Here is a 15,976-nt window from a genome sequence, read left to right on the forward strand (position 1 = left end):
TGGGCCCACCCGGCCCCCCCTTTGCTGTCCCGGGGCGGGTTTGGGGCGCCTCTAATCATACTCTTCTTCTCCTCTCCCCCCCCCTGGGGCGGGGGTTTCGCCCCGCCCCCCCCACTTCCTGCCGGACTCCAGCTTAGCAAGGGGTGAATTACAATCATGAGCCCCAGCATCAAAGTCGTGCGATGCGCCGAGCCCGGCAGGCTGGTGTTTGAGGAGCAGCAGGCGCCAGGCACTCCGCCGGAGGGCTGGGCACTGGTCGATGTCGCCTATGTCGGGATATGCGGAACCGACTACCACATCTTCGAGGGCAGGCATCCTTACCTCGCCTATCCACGCGTCATGGGCCATGAAGTTTCGGGAACAATCGCGGCAATCAACGCGCCCGTGCATATGGCGGTTGGAGAGCAAATCCTCGTCAATCCTTATCTTTCCTGCGGACATTGTGCCGCCTGCCGCCAGGGCAAGCCGAACTGCTGCATGGCGATCGAGGTGCTTGGCGTGCACCGTGACGGTCCCATGAGTGAGCAGATTTTCGTGCCGGCGCAGAACTTGATTCCCGCGGCCGGTCTGTCACCGGTCGAGGCGGCCACGGTCGAGTTTCTGGCCATTGGTGCTCACGCGGTCCGCAGGTCCATGGCGGGGCCGGGCATTCGCACCTTGGTTATCGGAGCCGGGCCGATCGGCCTCGGCACCGCGCTTTTTGCGCGCATCGCGCAACTCAACGTGACCGTCATGGACGTCGATGCCGAGCGGCTGGCCTTTGCCGCAAGGCAATTGGGCTTCCTGGTGATCGACGGGTCGAAGGGATCGATCATCGAAACGATAGCGGAGCGCACTGCGGGAACAGGTTTCGACGTCGTCTTCGACGCAACGGGAAACAGCCGTTCGATCCAGTCCGCCTTTGCCTATGTTGCCCATGGCGGCGTCATGGTGATGGTCAGCGTCGTGCCGGACACATAACCTTCTCCGATCCAGAGTTCCACAAGCGGGAAATGATGCTGATCGGCAGTCGCAACGCGACGCGTAGCGATTTCCAGCACGTCATTGCCTCGATCTGCGCTGGAAAAATACCAATCGACCGACTCGTCACCCATCGCACCACCCTGCGCGACAGCCCACGCGATATTGCGATCTGGGCGCAGCAGAAGTCCGGTCTGATCAAGGCTGTTGTCGACGTGGCTGGATCTGGCTGACGTCAGCAAACACAATCAAGATATGTGACCGCAGCCCTGATGCTGCATTATGGGAGGGGGAGTTGCTCGGTGACGCCAGGCTAAGCGGCGCGCTTGACACGGCATTCGGAGTGGGTTTCCTCAGTGAACAATTGTCCCTGCCGAACTGGCTTGGCGTTTCACTGATTGCAGCAGCGGGCGCAGTTCTCGTCGCATACAAAGGTTGAAGCCGTGGAGCGACGATCCTTCCGGCACAAAACGCGTTCCACGCAAAGTCCGCCGGCTATTCGCACCGCTTGAGTATCCGACGTCGCTATTCTATATGATGCGTGATGTTTGATGCCCACCAAGGAGGGCGATATGAGAACCACACTGGCGATCGATGACGATGTCCTGGTCGCGGCCAAGGCCATGGCCCGGCAGCAGGATCGCAGCCTCGGCGAGGTCATCACCGATCTCGCCCGGCGCTCGCTGCGCCGGCCTCAAGCCGGCGGCGAGCGCAATGGGATACCTCTATTGTCGCCTCGGCCGGATGCACCTCCTGTCACGCTTGAGACGGTCAATGCCTTGCGAGACGAACTGCCTTGACGTTCCTGCTCGATGTCAATGTGCTGATCGCACTGATAGATCCTGGCCACGTGGCCCATGACGACGCGCATGCCTGGTTCGAAGTGACCGGTAACGCCGCATGGGCTACGTGTCCCATCACCGAAAACGGCGTCTTGCGCATCGTCGGCAACCAAAGATATCCTAATTGTCCCGGTTCGCCCGCCATCGTTGCGCAAATCGTTACCAAGTTGCGGGCTCTGCACGGGCACAGCTTCTGGCCCGACGATGTGACCCTGGTTGGCTCCGGCGACATCGATGCAGCGAAAATCCTGACCTCGGCACAGGTCACCGATACCTATCTTCTCGCGCTCGCCAAGGCGCGCGGCGGCCAACTAGCGAGCTTTGACCGCAAGCTGTCAGCGGCGGCCGTGAAGGGCGGGAAGTCTGCACTGCACCTGATTCCCACAAGGTAGACCGCCGGGGTCTTCGGTGCAGTCTGCCTTTCGATCTTCTTGGCTTTGAATTGAGGATTCCGCAACTTGTCGCGCTTAGCGCACTCCAGTGGATCGCGAGCGGCTATCTGACCATAGTTTGCGGGGCATTCATCTCTCCCCTGCGCGTTCGCGCTTGGACGCGCGGCGCTGACACTCGTCGCCGTCTCTGTCGCCGTAAGACGACAACCCGATCACACGATCATGTCACCCATCTCTTCCCCAGGCCCGCTGCCCATCTGGACAGTTCGGCCTTGCCCCAATTGCCCTTTCAGCTGAAACGATTAGGGCGGAAGGTCGCAAGCATGGGATGCGGATTGCCTGAGGCGATTTCTTTGGCAAGCAATTCGCCGACGATCAATCCAAGCGTGGCGCCGCTGTGGCCAAAGGCGACGTGAAGCCCGGCGACGGTCTCGACGGAGCCAAGCACTGGCTCGCCGTCGCCGGGGATAGGCTTCGGGCCAACTGCATAGGTAGCGAGTTGGAGCCGCGGATTGCCCTGGAGCACCGCACTAGCCTCGTCGAGCAGTCCTTTGACGGTCTTGTCATGCACGATGTAAGTTCCGTCAGAGTTGACCACGACTTCTTCCTCCGACCACGCCGAATCCAAAACAAGTTCGCCATCCGGCGTCGGGCGCACCGCCACGCGCGGCGTATTCAGCACGGCACGGAGCTCGGTCCTGATCGGCTTGGTTTTCAAGAGGAGTGAAATCGGCGTAGCGTCCGGGATATGGACTCCGATCTCAGCAAGCATAACAGGCGTCGCTGGCCCAACGCAAAGGATCACTGCATCCGCCTTTACCGGCACACCATCGGCAGTGACGACGCCACGCGCGCGACCACCTGTGGCATCCGTCCGCACGCGTCCGGCGTTCTGGACGAGCTTGCCGCCGCGGGAGCGGAACTCATTGAGCAGCAGATCGATCAGGCAGGGCAGGTCAACCCATCCTTCGCCAGGATTGAAGATGGCGCCCTGCGGGGTGATGGCGCTGGCGTTGACGCCGGGCGTCACTGCGCCGACTTCGGCAGGGCCGAGCAGAAGCGCGTCATAGCCAATATCCTGCTCCAGTTGGCAGATGGACGCGATCTGGTTCGCCTCATCATCCCGATCCCAGGTGAGGCCGCCGTCAAAGCGAAGCCACGACGCCGTTTCCGGCCTTGTGGCGGCCAGGGTCCGATAACGGTCGATGCCTGCAAGCCTCAAGCGGTGGTAGGCAGTGTCAGCACGTCGCGCTGAGTTCAGCCAGGAAAGTGAACGGCCGGATGCACCGTTAGCCGGCGCGCCGTCGTTGACAATGGTTACATCAACGCCAAGACGAGCAAGGTGCAACGCGGAAGAGATGCCGAAGATGCCCGCGCCGATAACAACGACATGGCGCAGCTTTGGGGAGGCAGTCATGGAGATATCCTTCTTCGCAGAAGACGGGCTGGGGGTTGTTGGATCGCTGCAGAGCGCGGCGGAACTAATAGTCGGTGAGCTTCTTCATGTAGCGCCGGCCCTCAAGCATTGGCCGGCCGCGCAGACCGGCCAGCTCGTAGGCAAAACGCCATAGTGTGTCAAAAAAGACCAAGGGAACGAGATAGGGCTTGATGTGTTCTGACATACCACTGAGGTCGAGTTCCGCTCCATCGAGCACCAGGATGTTTTCCCGGCTGCCGTGCTTGAAAAGGAAATCGCGAGCGCGTTCCGTAAGGTGCCTCGTCTCGTCCAAACCTAGCAAGACCACGAAGCAAGCGTCCCGGTTCACCACCTCAAATGGGCCGTGAAAGAACTCGTTGGCGTGTATGGCTTGCGAGTCGTACCACTGCATCTCCATCAACACGCAGATGGCGTAGGAATACGCCGCACCGTAGCTTGCACCGCTGGCCAGTGTGTAGATCGTATTGCACGGCGCGAAACGGGGTGCGAAGGCCTTAAACCGGTCGGCATAGGTCCGGTGCGCACGTTCGATCGCCGGCTGAAGATGGCTCAGGCTCATCAGCAGATCGGCGGTCAGCCCGGCATCCTCCCGAGCATCGATTAGGCCGGCGAGCAACATGTAGAGCACGCCGTAGTTGCTGCGGGCTGCATCGATCGGTTTGCCCGTCGTGTAGGAGGCCTGGTAGGCGACTGCGTGGTCGACCGCCTGCGCGAGGGGCGATATCTGGTCGAGCGTCATGCCGATTGTCGTCGCGCCTTGATCCTTTGCATGATTGGCCGCTCGCACGGTCTCGTGGGTGGTGCCTGTCTGCGAGCAAAGGATAACGAGCGCGTCAGGTCCCAACCGTCGCGGATCTCGGCAGACGAACTCATCCGCGTTGTAGATGTCGCAGGCGAATGTGCCGCTGTGACGGTCGACGAAGTATTTGCCTGCCATCATGATCGAGAGCGAGCCGCCGCACGCCACGAGGAAAAGATGCGAAAACTGCCTGCCCGCCGTAGCGGCCAGGGCGCGTTCAACGTCGGCGGGGAGGGCGAAAATCATGAGGTTCCTTTCTCGTTGACAGAGCTTGGGCCGGCGCACAATTGACAATGGCGGGCCATTGTGCGAACGTTATCACACCCTTTAAACTGAAAGTCCTGCGATGGTCAAGATTGCCGCGATGGGCGACAACGTGGTCGATTGTTATCTCGCTCGCGGCGAGATGTATCCTGGCGGAAATTGCCTCAATGTCTCGGTCTATGTCAGCCGCTTCGGCGGGCAGTCGGCCTATGTTGGGGCGATCGGCAAAGACCGGGCAGGGGACTTGATTCACGCCGCACTCAAGTCCGAGCGCGTGGACGTCACCCGATTGCGGCGCCTTGAAGGGCCGACCGCCTATTGCCTCATAGGTCACCGCAACGCCGATCGGATTTTCCTGGACTTCGATCTCGGAATTTCGGCGTTCACGCCGACGCAAGAAGATCTGGATTTTCTCTCGGGTTTTCAGGCCGTCCACATCGGCCAGTCCAGCGGTCTGGACCCCTGGGTTGCCGCTGTATCAAGTAAGTCACTGTTGTCTTATGATTTTTCCACCCGGCGGGAACCGGGACACCGACGCGAGATTGGGCCCTATTGCTATCTGGCTTGCGTCTCGGGTGACGGTCTCGACGACAAGGAATTGGCCGCAATCGCAGCCGAATTGCTTGCATTTGGTTCAAAGTGGGTTCTTGTAACTCGCGGTCGGGCCGGCGCGGTGCTTCACGGCGCCACCGTCTCTTACCGAACCCCGGCGCGGTTGGTTGAACCCGTCGACACCCTGGGCGCGGGCGACACCTTCATCGCGAGAACGCTATTCGGCCTGCTTAAGGAAGAGACGCCTCAGGACATTCTTGGCCAAGCCGCGGAGGCGGCGGCTGCTACCTGCCGGTACTACGGGGCCATCGGCTATGCGGCAGCAATCGATCTAGGAAAGATCACGCCGGAGGTCCTCCGCGGAGCTCGGCGCATTCAAGACGAGAGAACCGTCTAGCTGCGAAATTCAACTGAGCAATTGACGCGAAAAATGGACAATGCTAGTTAAAGTGATAACGTTCTCATTCAAAACCAACGCCATGAAAGAGCGTTTTGATGGATGAGTCGTCGAGTGGGACCGCAGGCCGACTTCGGCCAATCGTAAGAGGAGAAGACATGCAAACGAATTCGAGCAGGCGCCAATTTGTGAAATCCGGTCTGGCGCTGACGATCGCGCTGGTGACAGGACTTGGCACGTTGGCCGCATCAACGCAGGCAAAAGCGGCCGACAACCCCTACAACCTCATCGACCCGACGATGATCAGCGTCGGAACCATGGGCGATGCGAAACCCTATGTCTTCACCGACGCCAACGGCAACTTCACCGGCTTCGACGCTGAACTCTTCCGCGACGTGGCGCGCCGGCTCGGGTTCAAGGAGGAGCAGGTCGTTTTCACCGGCCAAGAATTCTCGGCGCTGCTGCCGTCTGTCGCCAACGGCCGCTTCGACGTCGCTGTCGCCGCCATTGGCACGACCGCGGAGCGCAAGAAGACCGTGGATTTTGGCGACGGCTATCTCGCTGGCTACCTGTCGATCATTTCGGCTGATCCGGCTCTGACGACCAATGAGAGCACCGCCGGAAAGCGCATCGGCGTGATCCAGGGAACGCTGCAGGAAATCTATGCTGAGAAGAACCTGAAGGGCGACATCGTCAAATTCCCCGACAACAACACTGCGGTGGCGGCGCTGAACAACGGGACGATCGATGGCCATTTCACCGACTATGAGTCGGCCAAGCAGTATGTGGAGCGCTACAACAACCTTAAGATAACAATGAATGTGCCGTCCTTCGACGCGCCTGCCGGGTTCGTGGTCAAGAAGGGCAACGACGCTTTCCGAAAAGCGCTAAACAAGGCACTGCGCGAGGCCATGGAGGATGGCACCTGGAAACGGCTTCACGAGAAATGGTTCCCGGGTACCCCGATGCCGGATCAATATCTGCCAAAGAAGTAAATTCGCGCGCATTCGTTATCGTTTCCGGCCGGGCCCGTGAGCAACGGTGCCCGGCCGAGTTATAGATGGACTTGATATGAGCTGGTTCGACAACTTCGCCCGCAGCTTTCTTGATTTCCAGGCGATGGCAGAAGTTCTGCCGAACATGGTGATGGTCGGCCTCAAGAACACCCTGATCCTGGCCCTTGCCTCGACGTTTTTCGGGACGCTGATCGGTATCGTACTCGCCGTGATGGGGATTTCAGAGAACCGGCCGCTGAAACTCCTTGCCCGAGTCTACACCGATATCTTCCGCGGGCTTCCTGCCATTGTCACAATCCTAATCATTGGCCAAGGCTTCGCGCGGTTGGGCCGAGATCTGTTCGGTCCATCGCCTTATCCGCTGGGCATTCTGGCGCTCAGCCTGATCGCCGGCGCCTATATCGGGGAGATTTTCCGCGCCGGCATTCAGAGCGTCGAGCGTGGTCAGATCGACGCCACGCGCACTCTCGGCATGACATATGGCCAAGGCATGCGCCTGGTGGTGATCCCGCAAGGCATCCGCCGCGTCCTGCCTGCACTGGTCAACCAGTTCATCGGCAACGTCAAAGACTCCAGCCTGGTCTATTTTCTTGGTCTGCTCGCCTCCGAACGCGAATTGTTCCGCGTCGGCCAGGACCAGGCCGTGCTGACCGGCAACTTGTCGCCGCTGTTGCTGGCCGGCGTGTTCTATCTCGTGATCACGGTGCCGCTGACCCATCTCGTCAATTACATCGACGCGCGCATGCGCGTCGGCAAACGTATCACCGCTGTGCAAAGTGGCCTCAAGGAAGTCGCCGAGCTTGCCGAAGCGGTCGTGCCGGGCACAGAGACGTTGCCTGCAGCAGCGCCCACACGCTTCAAGGGTGGCGGTATTGAGGTGAAGAATATCGACATGGCCTATGGTGTCGTCCAGGTCCTCCATGACGTCAGTCTGAAAGTGGAGCCGGGGACCGTCACCTGCCTCATCGGTCCGTCGGGCTCGGGCAAGTCGACCTTGCTGCGTTGCCTCAACCGCCTCGTAGAGTGTCGAGCCGGTGACATTCTGCTCGATGGCGAAAGCATCTACAAACAGACCCCTGACCAACTCCGGCGGCGCGTCGGCATGGTTTTCCAGCAGTTCAATCTGTTCCCCGACCGCAGCGCGCTCGCCAACATCACCTTGGCGCTTCGCAAAGTTAAACGCATGTCGCGCGAGGAGGCTGAGGGCGCGGCCTTGGCGAGGCTGAATGAAGTCGGACTGCTGGAGCGTAAGGACCATCGGCCGGCCAATCTCTCGGGCGGGCAACAGCAGCGGGTGGCCATCGCGCGCGCCCTGGCCCTCGAACCCGAGATTATGCTGTTCGACGAAGTCACCAGCGCGCTCGATCCGGAATTGGTCAAAGGCGTCCTGAACTTGATGGCCGATCTTGGTCGGGGCGGGATGACGATGGTGGTCGTTACACACGAGATGAACTTCGCTCGCAAGGTCGCGAACCAGGTCGTATTTATGGACGAGGGGCGGATTGTCGAGGCAGGCCGACCAGAGGACCTATTCGATAACCCGCAAAGCCCGCGTCTTCGGCGCTTTTTGTCCGAGGTGCTGTGATTGCAATGGTGTGCGCAACGGGGGCTGTTGCGGTGTTCGCCCTTGCGGACGGGCTTAACTGCCGCTAGGTCGCCGGCACAACGCGCGCATGGGCGCTAGGTTTTTTTGCCGAGTGACTCAAAGATCACCCAAAAACGCAACTATCATAGAGGTCGCTCGCCGGGCCGGGGTGAGTTCCGCCACGGCCGGGCGTGTTCTTGGTGACTACGGCTACAGCAGCCCCGAGGTTCAGGAGAAGGTGCGCGCCGCAGCAGTTGAGCTGGGCTACCGCCCCAATCGCCTTGCCAAAGGTCTGATCACCGGTAAAACGCAGACTATCGGCGTAGTGGTTGGCGACATCGAAAGCCCATTCTACGCCAGCGTGCTGCGCGGAATAGGGGATGTCGCGCGCCGTGGCGGCTTCGGGGTTGTCGTTACGAACAGTGATGAAAATGCCGAACTCGAGCAAGAGGCGGTGCAACTGCTGCTGGAAAAGCAGGTCGACGGTTTAATTGTCTCATCGACCTTCGTGGACGAGCCGGATCACCTTCATGAAGCAGTCGCGGCTCGCTGTCCCGTCGTGCAGTTCGACCGCATGGTGGCGGGCCTGGAAACCGATTCAGTCGTGGTCGACAACGTTTCTGTAACGCATAGCAGCATCGCGGCGATGATAGCGGCCGGACACAGCCGCATCGGAATATTGGCGGAACTCGGGCCGGGCCAACGCGACGATGTTGGCTCGTTTGTGGCAAACGTTGATCTCTCCAGCGCTGATCTTCGCTACCATCATCCAAGCTGGCAGAGGCTATTGGGTTATCTCGAAGCCCATCGCGCCGCGGGCATTACGCCGGATCCGCAATTGATCCGTCGCGTGGCGCTCTATTCTAGCGAGGCAGCCCGCAAGGAGGCGCTCGATCTGCTGACAATGCGCAATGCACCGTCCGCTCTGTTTACGGCCGATGGTGTGATGTCGACAGGGGTTCTGGAGGCCATTTCCGCATTGAAGCTTGCGATTCCAGGAGACGTTTCGCTGCTCTGCTTCGACGATCTCGACTGGATGCAGTTCGTGGCCCAGGGTATTACAGCCATCGCGCAGCCGGCACATTTGATTGGAGCGGCGGCAGCGGAGCTTCTCTTGAAGAGGCTGGCGGAGGCCACGTTACCTTTCGAGCACCGTGTCCTTGCGGCCCGCTTGGTGGAGCGCAATTCAATTGCGGTTTATCTCACCCGCGAGCCCGTCTGATCCGGCCGCAACGGTCTATAGCTGGGGCTGAATTGCAGCCCCTCTCTATATCGAGGTCGATGCCATACAGGGATATTGACCTGCCGTATGTTTCTTCGCTTGCCTACACGCCATCGGCCATCTGCGGCTCGGCTCGGCTGAATGACAGCCCACCGCGGAACGCTGGATTTCAAAGAGGAATGTGTTCGGCGTGGTTCGGCCGACTATGTCCAGGATCACGGTTTTGATCCGCTATTGCGTGCAACAGTCCTAGCATGCTGCCGGGCGCAGGCCCCTTCAGGAATTTGAGTAGTCCTGAAACGCTGGTTCGCGCCGCCTCATCCAATAGGAGTATGCTCGCCGATGGCCCAAAGGAGATCTCGTGCAACCAGGGCCATTTGCATGCTCCAAGATGCGTTCTGCTCGGGCGCCAACGACAAGGATGGGGCTACAAGATGCCGTACCCATTCAGGTTTTCCGTTCCCCGAGAATGTGTCGAAGAAAGGTGTTTCGGGACGCCTGGCTCAGCTTCTTAAAGGCATTCTAGTGGATCGAGAGCTATCCGCCGACTCCGCCCGTCGGAGAAAGGGATGATAGACTGTGCCGCGTTCGTCTTGGATGCGATGGGAATACGGCATGTACACAACCATCAATACCCTCGTGCGAACGATCAACGGCGGACGGCAGGTCTCGTGATACAGCGGATGGTTCGTCTATAGGACGAGAGGACGTTTTGGGGCCGATATCGACGACCATGATCTCCGGCGACACGCCGAAGCGCACCGGCAGCCATGATACGCCCAAACCCCCGGATACGATCATGTGCCTCCCACCCTCGACGACATGCCCATAAGCGAAGCGCTGTCCGTAGGCTGAATTGATGATGGGGGGGCCAACGAATGCAAGCGCACCTGTCCGCCATGTGTATGGCCGCATAACGTCAGGCTGACACGGTCAGGGACAGTAATGAAGATGTCCGGTTCATGCGCAAGGAGCAATATCGGATTGCCGTCGTTGGGTATTGCGGCCATTGTTCCAGGCAGATCGTCGACGCCCTTGTACACGCCGCGAGAAAACTGCACGGCCCACTGGTCGCCAAGACCCGCGAGCCAGAATGCTGGGCCATCCTGCTGACGGATAAGCGTGGCGGTGTTCTCGAGGACCGGAATGCCATTGTCGACGAGGGCTGCGCGGACACTATCGACACCGTGCCACCAGTCGTGGTTGCCGAGAATGGCGTGGCAGCCGAGTGGCGCCGAAAGTTTCGAAAGAGAATTCCCCCAAACAGTGTCGGGCACGATCCCGGTGGCATAGCGGGGCAGCACGCCCATCACGTAGTCGCCAAGGAGAAGGATGATGTCGGGCTGCAGGCTATTCGAAACACCAACGATCTCGTCGATCCTGGAAACCGGCATCCAAGGCTCGCAGGCATGGATGTCAGCGACCACGACGATGCGCAGGGGCTTGGCAGTGGTCGGCCAGCGCGGCGGAAGGAGCTTGTAGTGCGTGACACTCAGTCGAAACCGAGGCTCAATCGCGATGGCATAACTCGCCAGACCGAATGCCGCGAGCGACACGGCGCCAAAGAGCTTCAGGAATGAGCGCCGCGACGTCAGCACTTGTGTTTTCCAGCAGAACTAGGTTGGTACTAGAGATCGCTGCGTATTCAGCTGCGGCAGCCTGGACCACATCAACCGCGTGAGAGGCCTCGCTGGTCAATAGTTTCCCAAATTGGCGTCACCTGCAAGCGTTGGTCTTTATTGCGCAGGGAAGGGAGCTCGGGCTAGGACCCGTCACTGCTCCGAATTGCCACTGATCTCGGGCGGATGGTGCAGTTCCATTCCGGATGAATGCGTCGCCTTAGATGGCGAGCGCCTCCATCTCGACATCGTTCATTTGATCCCGTTTTTCGTCGGCCGCGGAATCGACCGCGCGCCCGCTTCGGGTTCGCTTGGTTGTCGTGACTGCGATCAGCTCGACCAGGCCACGCGATTGAGGAGGCGCCGTCCGCGCCAGCTTTGCGTGATGCGGCAGAACAGGGGTGTTCGATGTTGCGCCACGTCGATGTGCCCGTCGGATGGTGATGCAATGTGGAGCGCAAGGCCTGTCTCGCGAGTGAGTTGTTGCAGTTCGACCTTCCACAACCGGCTATGGTCATCCAGCTTCGAGCCGACCGCTTCCCGCCTTTGACCTATCGCCTCGACAAGATTGCGGCGCTCTCGAGTTGAAGCCGGAGGGCGAACTTTCGTCGGCTGCAAACCGGCTTCTTACCGCTCTCGCAGTGTTTCCTGCTTGTATCGCATCATTGGCGAGAGAAAGTAGCTGATGATGCTGCGCATGCCAGTCTGGGATGTTCATTCGGACCCGAAGCTTGGTAACTCCAGTCTCCTCGGTTCGGTCCGAATGGACAACCTGCGCAAAGCTCACAACTAGAGCGGTTCCATCCCGATGGCATCGGGATGGAACCCCATCTCTTTTGCTTGGCAGATCATCGCCGAAAACCGGGCTCCCGCCTTTGGTACGCTGAGTTCGGTTCGGCACCATGGCTTTGAGGTGCTGTTCATCCAGTCCTTATTTGGCCATGGCAGCCCCGCGTAGTCCTTCAGGTCACATAGAACGAGGCTGCGTTGAGCGACAGATGTGGGGAAAGGCTTGCGAACTGTATTTGAGATGCGCCGCCGGCCCCGTCACTGTCGAAAGAGAGCGCCCCGGTTGCACTGTCGTAGATGATGTGATCGGAGCTGTCATGCGCGGCTGCACCAATAAAGAAAGCTTTGGATGGAAGCCCTCCCGGCTGAAGCCCGGCAAAAACGGTATCGCTGAGATGGAACGTATCCTGGGAGCGCTTGAAGTCGGTGATCTTGTCGACATTACCGGCTCCAAGAGCAGTATTGAACGAGAAGGCATCGTGGCCTCCGTAGCCGGTCAAGACGTCGGCGCCGAGGCCGCCGTTAATGACATTGTTGCCGGCATTGCCCTGGATGGTCTGGGCGAACTCGTTGCCGGCGAGGGTCATTGCTTTCGTGCCTGACGCGTTATTGGTAGCGAGGAGCTCGATCTCCGAGCCGGCGGAAAGCGCATAGCTCACCGAGGCGAGCACACTGTCGTTGCCGCCGCCCACCGCCTCAACCACCTTCTCGTTGGCATTATCGACATAATAGGTGTCGTTGCCGCCATAGCCAATCATCGTGTGGCCGCTGGTTCCGTGTAATACATCGGCGTCGCTGGTGCCGTACAAGGTGCCATCGCTGGTGCTGCCGGAAGAAGGAACCGTCCCGGTGCCAGACACGGGCTCGGTCCCGGTCGAGCCAGTGATTGGGGGAGTGACGTTAGCACCCGTCACCGTGTCACCGCTGCCTGCCTTCTGGTAAAGCTGAATCTGATCGACTTGCATCTGCATCGACGAAGGAGTCGAACCATCCAGAGCCGTATGCCATCCGGTCACGTTCGAATTCGCGACCCCATTGTTCATGATCAATTCCATCGGTTCATCCGGGATCGGCGCCTGTGCGCTGGTCACTTGCGCCATCTGATGCCCGTCGAGATACCAGGTGATCGATTGACCGGGCACCCAGTTGATGCCGTACGTGTGGAAGCCGGCCGTGAGGTCGGTCCCCGTATCAATGCTGTTTCCTACCCACCCTGACGGCGAGTGGAGGTGCCAGGAGAACATCTGGTCCGCCGGCCCCGAACCGGTAAATCCGCCCTCCTGCATGTCGATCTCGAAATTGTCGCCGCTGCTGCCGGCGCCATGGCCGGGCAACAGCCAAAGGGCCGGCCATGCGCCATCGCCGCTTGGCGCCTTCATGCTGATCTGAAGGTAGCCGCCATTGAATTCGAAGTTGCCGTAGCTGCTGACCGCGCCGGACGTGACCGGGTATGTCTGTGTGGTCCCCTGATTTATGCCGCTGATGGGCTGCTTGATCGCCGTGAGATCCAAGGCCCCATTGCTCACGGAGACTTGGCTCGGCACATCGTAGTCGGCATAATATTGCGAGCCTGCGTTGCTTCCTCCTGATCCATTGCTATTCCATGGCCAGCCATTGGCGGCATTGCTGGTGATGTAGGTATGCCAGTCGCTGTCGAGCGCCGTACCGGAGAAGTTTTCCTCGAAGACGAGATCGCTAGAGGCAAAGCCTGCGGGGGCGGAAAGAGTCATTCAGTGATCCTCTTTGGTGTTGAAAACAGGGAATTCCACTGCCGCGCATCGCCAAGGCGCGCGGCAGATCGCATGCTCGCAGTTGGGCACTGCGAACGGAGTTTCAAAGTAGCGGAGATTTGGAAGTCCTCGCCCAGACATTATTGTCGAGCAAGCTGAACGTTGAACTCGCCATCCGAAGACGAATTTTGTCGAGGGTGCTGCCGCGCACGCAAGCTGTTCGGCGGTTCCAGCCGCAGCCAAATTGAAGTCGAGCGCAGCTCTTCCGGCACCGCCGAGCTGTTTAGTAAAAACACGGTGTATCCTTGGCTGGTTGTGTTTTTTTGTTGTAATTACGCCTGCGCCATAAGTAAAACGCAGGCAGTTTCGCTCGTTGGACTTATCCCGCTTACCGTCTTATACTATCGGGGAGTGATTAATCCGAGGACAATATATCGAGCTAACACGAGCTTACTGCCATTTGCGGCGAGAATGAGGCTCAGCGAGAACTTATTAACACATTCTAATGTAGGACGTGTGTCGAACGGCCGCACCGAAGCGCCCTTCCGGACGTCCTACCAAAACCGTGTCCGTCGGCTGAAATGTTGCGCCGGTTTGAGCGCATGTGTTCGCGGGGTCGTTCGCATGTGAGGTCATCGACAAGGATGGCCGGAATGTCTTCCGAGTTGCGTGGCGGACGAGCCGTCGAACCTATGGCTGGCGCTGCCGGCCCGATGTTCGACCGTGCCGTTTGCGCGGCCGATGCAGTCTCTACACGTATTGCTGAGGGATCTCGCCAGCGCCACGGCGGCGATGTCCCACATGATCCGCCTTCAATGATCGAAGGTGAGAGCTGGCCCTGCTATCGAGTGCAGGCCCTACAGCGCCGACAGGCCGTTCAATCGAAACGCCAGCGTGCCTGCATGTAACGCGCCGAACCTGCAACCGCATCCAGGGGAAGTGCGATCGCTTGAGCGGCTTGTTGAAGTGGCTGATACTTGACCCCTATGGCGCGGCGCGTTCTCGCCGCGTGGCGCCTGCCACGAGTCTGAACCGCGCAGCCAGTGGCCAAAGCTCCACCTGGGGCACAGTCGATTAGCGTGCTCTTTTGCTGCATGGTCGTCTATGCAGGTTGACCGTCGTTCAGAACGTAAAGCCGACAATGCGGCATCGCTTGTCCCTGATCGGCGAAAATTTCTGCCAGTCAGCCTCGCTGTGGAACGAGAGGAGTTGGATTCCCATGAGCTACCTCAGATGGGCCGCGTGCCTTACGGGACCTCCCCGGAAGCTTCGCCGCCGGCGGCTTGACGCCATCGAGAGTGTCGTTACATTTGTAATGGCTAGGTTTTGCTTTTATCCGGTTGCGCCCACTGAGATGCGCGGTTCGCATGTAGCGTGTAGTCCCGAGGCAACGGAGGAACCCTGAGCGACCTCAAGACCGGTGCGGCTCCCTAACATTCGTCCATTCCCGAAATGTGAAATGCGATCGACAGGACGACTTAGGATCCCCTTCTGGACCTGGCCTTGTGCCATGCAGCGACCTCGATCGCTGGTCGATTTCAAGCCAAAAGAAACTATTAGTAACACCGAAATATTTGAAGAGGCAACTTAATCTGGCTCGACCACAAAAGATGGCAGAGATGATGTCAAGTAATGACCTCTATACCGGAATAGATTATGCCGCTGCTAATCCTACTTGGCATGACGAAGATGGCGGTGTTAAGGCCGCGAACATCGCCAAGATCGTGCACGCCAACAACATCAGTTGCCAGAAAATCGTCGATACAGGTTGTGGGACGGGAAGCGTTCTGGATGCTCTTCTTCGGCATGATATCTTCCGTGATTCAACAGCCATCGGCTACGATATCGCTCCCTACGCTATAAATTTGGCCAAACACCGAGAAAAAAACAACCTCAAGTTTCACTGCGGCGACTTCTTTCAGACCGGCGAGAATTGCGATCTTCTTTTGTGCATCGATGTTTTCGAGCACGTTGATGATTATATTGGCTTCCTTCGAAGACTAAGAGGACGATCAAGATACTATACGTTCCATATTCCACTTGACATGAATGTCGTCGGACTTATACGTGGTCAGCATCTTAAGCAACGCAAGGAGGTTGGTCACCTGCATTACTTTGATCAGGCAACGGCGCTAGCGACTCTGCGCGACACAGATTTTAAAATTATTGACGCACAGTACACTAGGACCGCGGAAGATATTCTGCAGATCCATCCCGAATGGAGAACCACTACAGCCATCCTCGGTAATGCCGCCCGAGGCATTGTCCGGACTATGGCCGGAGAGGACCTGTCGGTGCGCTTACTCGGCGGCGCCTCGCTGATCGTCCTCACGAGCTGAGGTGGTGTTCGTGCGCGTCGAGCGCGAACCGA

Annotated in this window: 10 protein-coding genes and 3 pseudogenes; 9 read left to right on the forward strand and 4 right to left on the reverse strand. The window is 59.1% G+C overall.

The window, feature by feature from the left end; all coding sequences use genetic code 11:
- Positions 1-168 precede the first annotated feature (168 nt).
- From NKI58_RS16125 to NKI58_RS16140, 4 genes and pseudogenes are all read left to right on the forward strand, one after another.
- Positions 169-1,193: pseudogene (locus NKI58_RS16125) on the forward strand (zinc-binding alcohol dehydrogenase family protein).
- Between the two features lie 104 nt (positions 1,194-1,297).
- A pseudogene (locus tag NKI58_RS16130) lies at positions 1,298-1,399 on the forward strand (EamA family transporter); the annotation flags it as partial.
- Positions 1,400-1,532: 133 nt separating this feature from the next.
- The gene (locus tag NKI58_RS16135) at positions 1,533-1,760 is read left to right on the forward strand and encodes a CopG family transcriptional regulator (RefSeq protein ID WP_352569963.1); all 228 of its coding nucleotides are present in this window, start codon (positions 1,533-1,535) and stop codon (positions 1,758-1,760) included.
- Positions 1,757-2,194, forward strand: a complete 438-nt coding sequence (locus tag NKI58_RS16140) for a TA system VapC family ribonuclease toxin (protein ID WP_352706030.1) — start codon at positions 1,757-1,759, stop codon at positions 2,192-2,194. The genes NKI58_RS16135 and NKI58_RS16140 overlap by 4 nt, the downstream gene beginning before the upstream one ends.
- 289 nt (positions 2,195-2,483) lie before the next feature.
- On the opposite strand, the gene NKI58_RS16145 is transcribed toward NKI58_RS16140, so the two are convergent.
- Positions 2,484-3,611, reverse strand: coding sequence for an NAD(P)/FAD-dependent oxidoreductase (locus NKI58_RS16145; RefSeq protein ID WP_352706028.1), 1,128 nt, complete (start codon positions 3,609-3,611; stop codon positions 2,484-2,486).
- A 64-nt stretch (positions 3,612-3,675) separates the two neighbouring features.
- A complete protein-coding gene (locus NKI58_RS16150) occupies positions 3,676-4,677 on the reverse strand; it encodes an SIS domain-containing protein (protein ID WP_352826711.1) in 1,002 nt (333 codons plus the stop codon).
- Positions 4,678-4,777: 100 nt separating this feature from the next.
- Between NKI58_RS16150 and NKI58_RS16155 the strand changes: the two genes are divergently transcribed.
- From NKI58_RS16155 to NKI58_RS16170, 4 genes are all read left to right on the forward strand, one after another.
- Positions 4,778-5,644, forward strand: coding sequence for a PfkB family carbohydrate kinase (locus NKI58_RS16155; protein WP_352591313.1), 867 nt, complete (start codon positions 4,778-4,780; stop codon positions 5,642-5,644).
- 158 nt (positions 5,645-5,802) lie between these two features.
- Entirely contained in the window at positions 5,803-6,639 is an 837-nt protein-coding gene (locus NKI58_RS16160) for an ABC transporter substrate-binding protein (protein WP_352591316.1), read from the forward strand.
- 76 nt (positions 6,640-6,715) lie between these two features.
- Positions 6,716-8,245 (forward strand): amino acid ABC transporter permease/ATP-binding protein, encoded by a 1,530-nt coding sequence (locus NKI58_RS16165; RefSeq protein ID WP_352591319.1) that lies wholly within the window; start codon positions 6,716-6,718, stop codon positions 8,243-8,245.
- Positions 8,246-8,333: 88 nt separating this feature from the next.
- The gene (locus NKI58_RS16170; RefSeq protein WP_352591322.1) at positions 8,334-9,467 is read left to right on the forward strand and encodes a LacI family DNA-binding transcriptional regulator; all 1,134 of its coding nucleotides are present in this window, start codon (positions 8,334-8,336) and stop codon (positions 9,465-9,467) included.
- Positions 9,468-10,184: 717 nt separating this feature from the next.
- Here NKI58_RS16170 and NKI58_RS16175 read toward each other — a convergent pair.
- Positions 10,185-11,062, reverse strand: a pseudogene (locus NKI58_RS16175) (metallophosphoesterase); the annotation flags it as partial.
- 986 nt (positions 11,063-12,048) lie between these two features.
- The gene (locus NKI58_RS16180; RefSeq protein WP_352591328.1) at positions 12,049-13,605 is read right to left on the reverse strand and encodes a family 16 glycosylhydrolase; all 1,557 of its coding nucleotides are present in this window, start codon (positions 13,603-13,605) and stop codon (positions 12,049-12,051) included.
- 1,610 nt (positions 13,606-15,215) lie between these two features.
- Here NKI58_RS16180 and NKI58_RS16185 point away from each other — a divergent pair.
- Complete coding sequence (locus NKI58_RS16185) at positions 15,216-15,944, forward strand: class I SAM-dependent methyltransferase (protein WP_352591330.1); 729 nt, start codon at positions 15,216-15,218, stop codon at positions 15,942-15,944.
- The last annotated feature ends 32 nt before the right edge of the window (positions 15,945-15,976 follow it).

This window comes from Mesorhizobium sp. M0522 (genome assembly GCF_040321085.1).
In the GTDB taxonomy this organism is placed as follows: domain Bacteria; phylum Pseudomonadota; class Alphaproteobacteria; order Rhizobiales; family Rhizobiaceae; genus Mesorhizobium.

What these genes read in the sequence shown, in the direction of transcription:
- NKI58_RS16135 (WP_352569963.1), top strand. Translation starts at nt 1,533, where the DNA reads ATGAGAACCACACTGGCGATCGATGACGATGTCCTGGTCGCGGCCAAG.
- NKI58_RS16145 (WP_352706028.1), bottom strand. Translation starts at nt 3,611, where the DNA reads ATGACTGCCTCCCCAAAGCTGCGCCATGTCGTTGTTATCGGCGCGGGC.
- NKI58_RS16150 (WP_352826711.1), bottom strand. Translation starts at nt 4,677, where the DNA reads ATGATTTTCGCCCTCCCCGCCGACGTTGAACGCGCCCTGGCCGCTACG.
- NKI58_RS16155 (WP_352591313.1), top strand. Translation starts at nt 4,778, where the DNA reads ATGGTCAAGATTGCCGCGATGGGCGACAACGTGGTCGATTGTTATCTC.
- NKI58_RS16160 (WP_352591316.1), top strand. Translation starts at nt 5,803, where the DNA reads ATGCAAACGAATTCGAGCAGGCGCCAATTTGTGAAATCCGGTCTGGCG.
- NKI58_RS16165 (WP_352591319.1), top strand. Translation starts at nt 6,716, where the DNA reads ATGAGCTGGTTCGACAACTTCGCCCGCAGCTTTCTTGATTTCCAGGCG.
- NKI58_RS16170 (WP_352591322.1), top strand. Translation starts at nt 8,334, where the DNA reads ATGGGCGCTAGGTTTTTTTGCCGAGTGACTCAAAGATCACCCAAAAAC.
- NKI58_RS16180 (WP_352591328.1), bottom strand. Translation starts at nt 13,605, where the DNA reads ATGACTCTTTCCGCCCCCGCAGGCTTTGCCTCTAGCGATCTCGTCTTC.
- NKI58_RS16185 (WP_352591330.1), top strand. Translation starts at nt 15,216, where the DNA reads ATGGCAGAGATGATGTCAAGTAATGACCTCTATACCGGAATAGATTAT.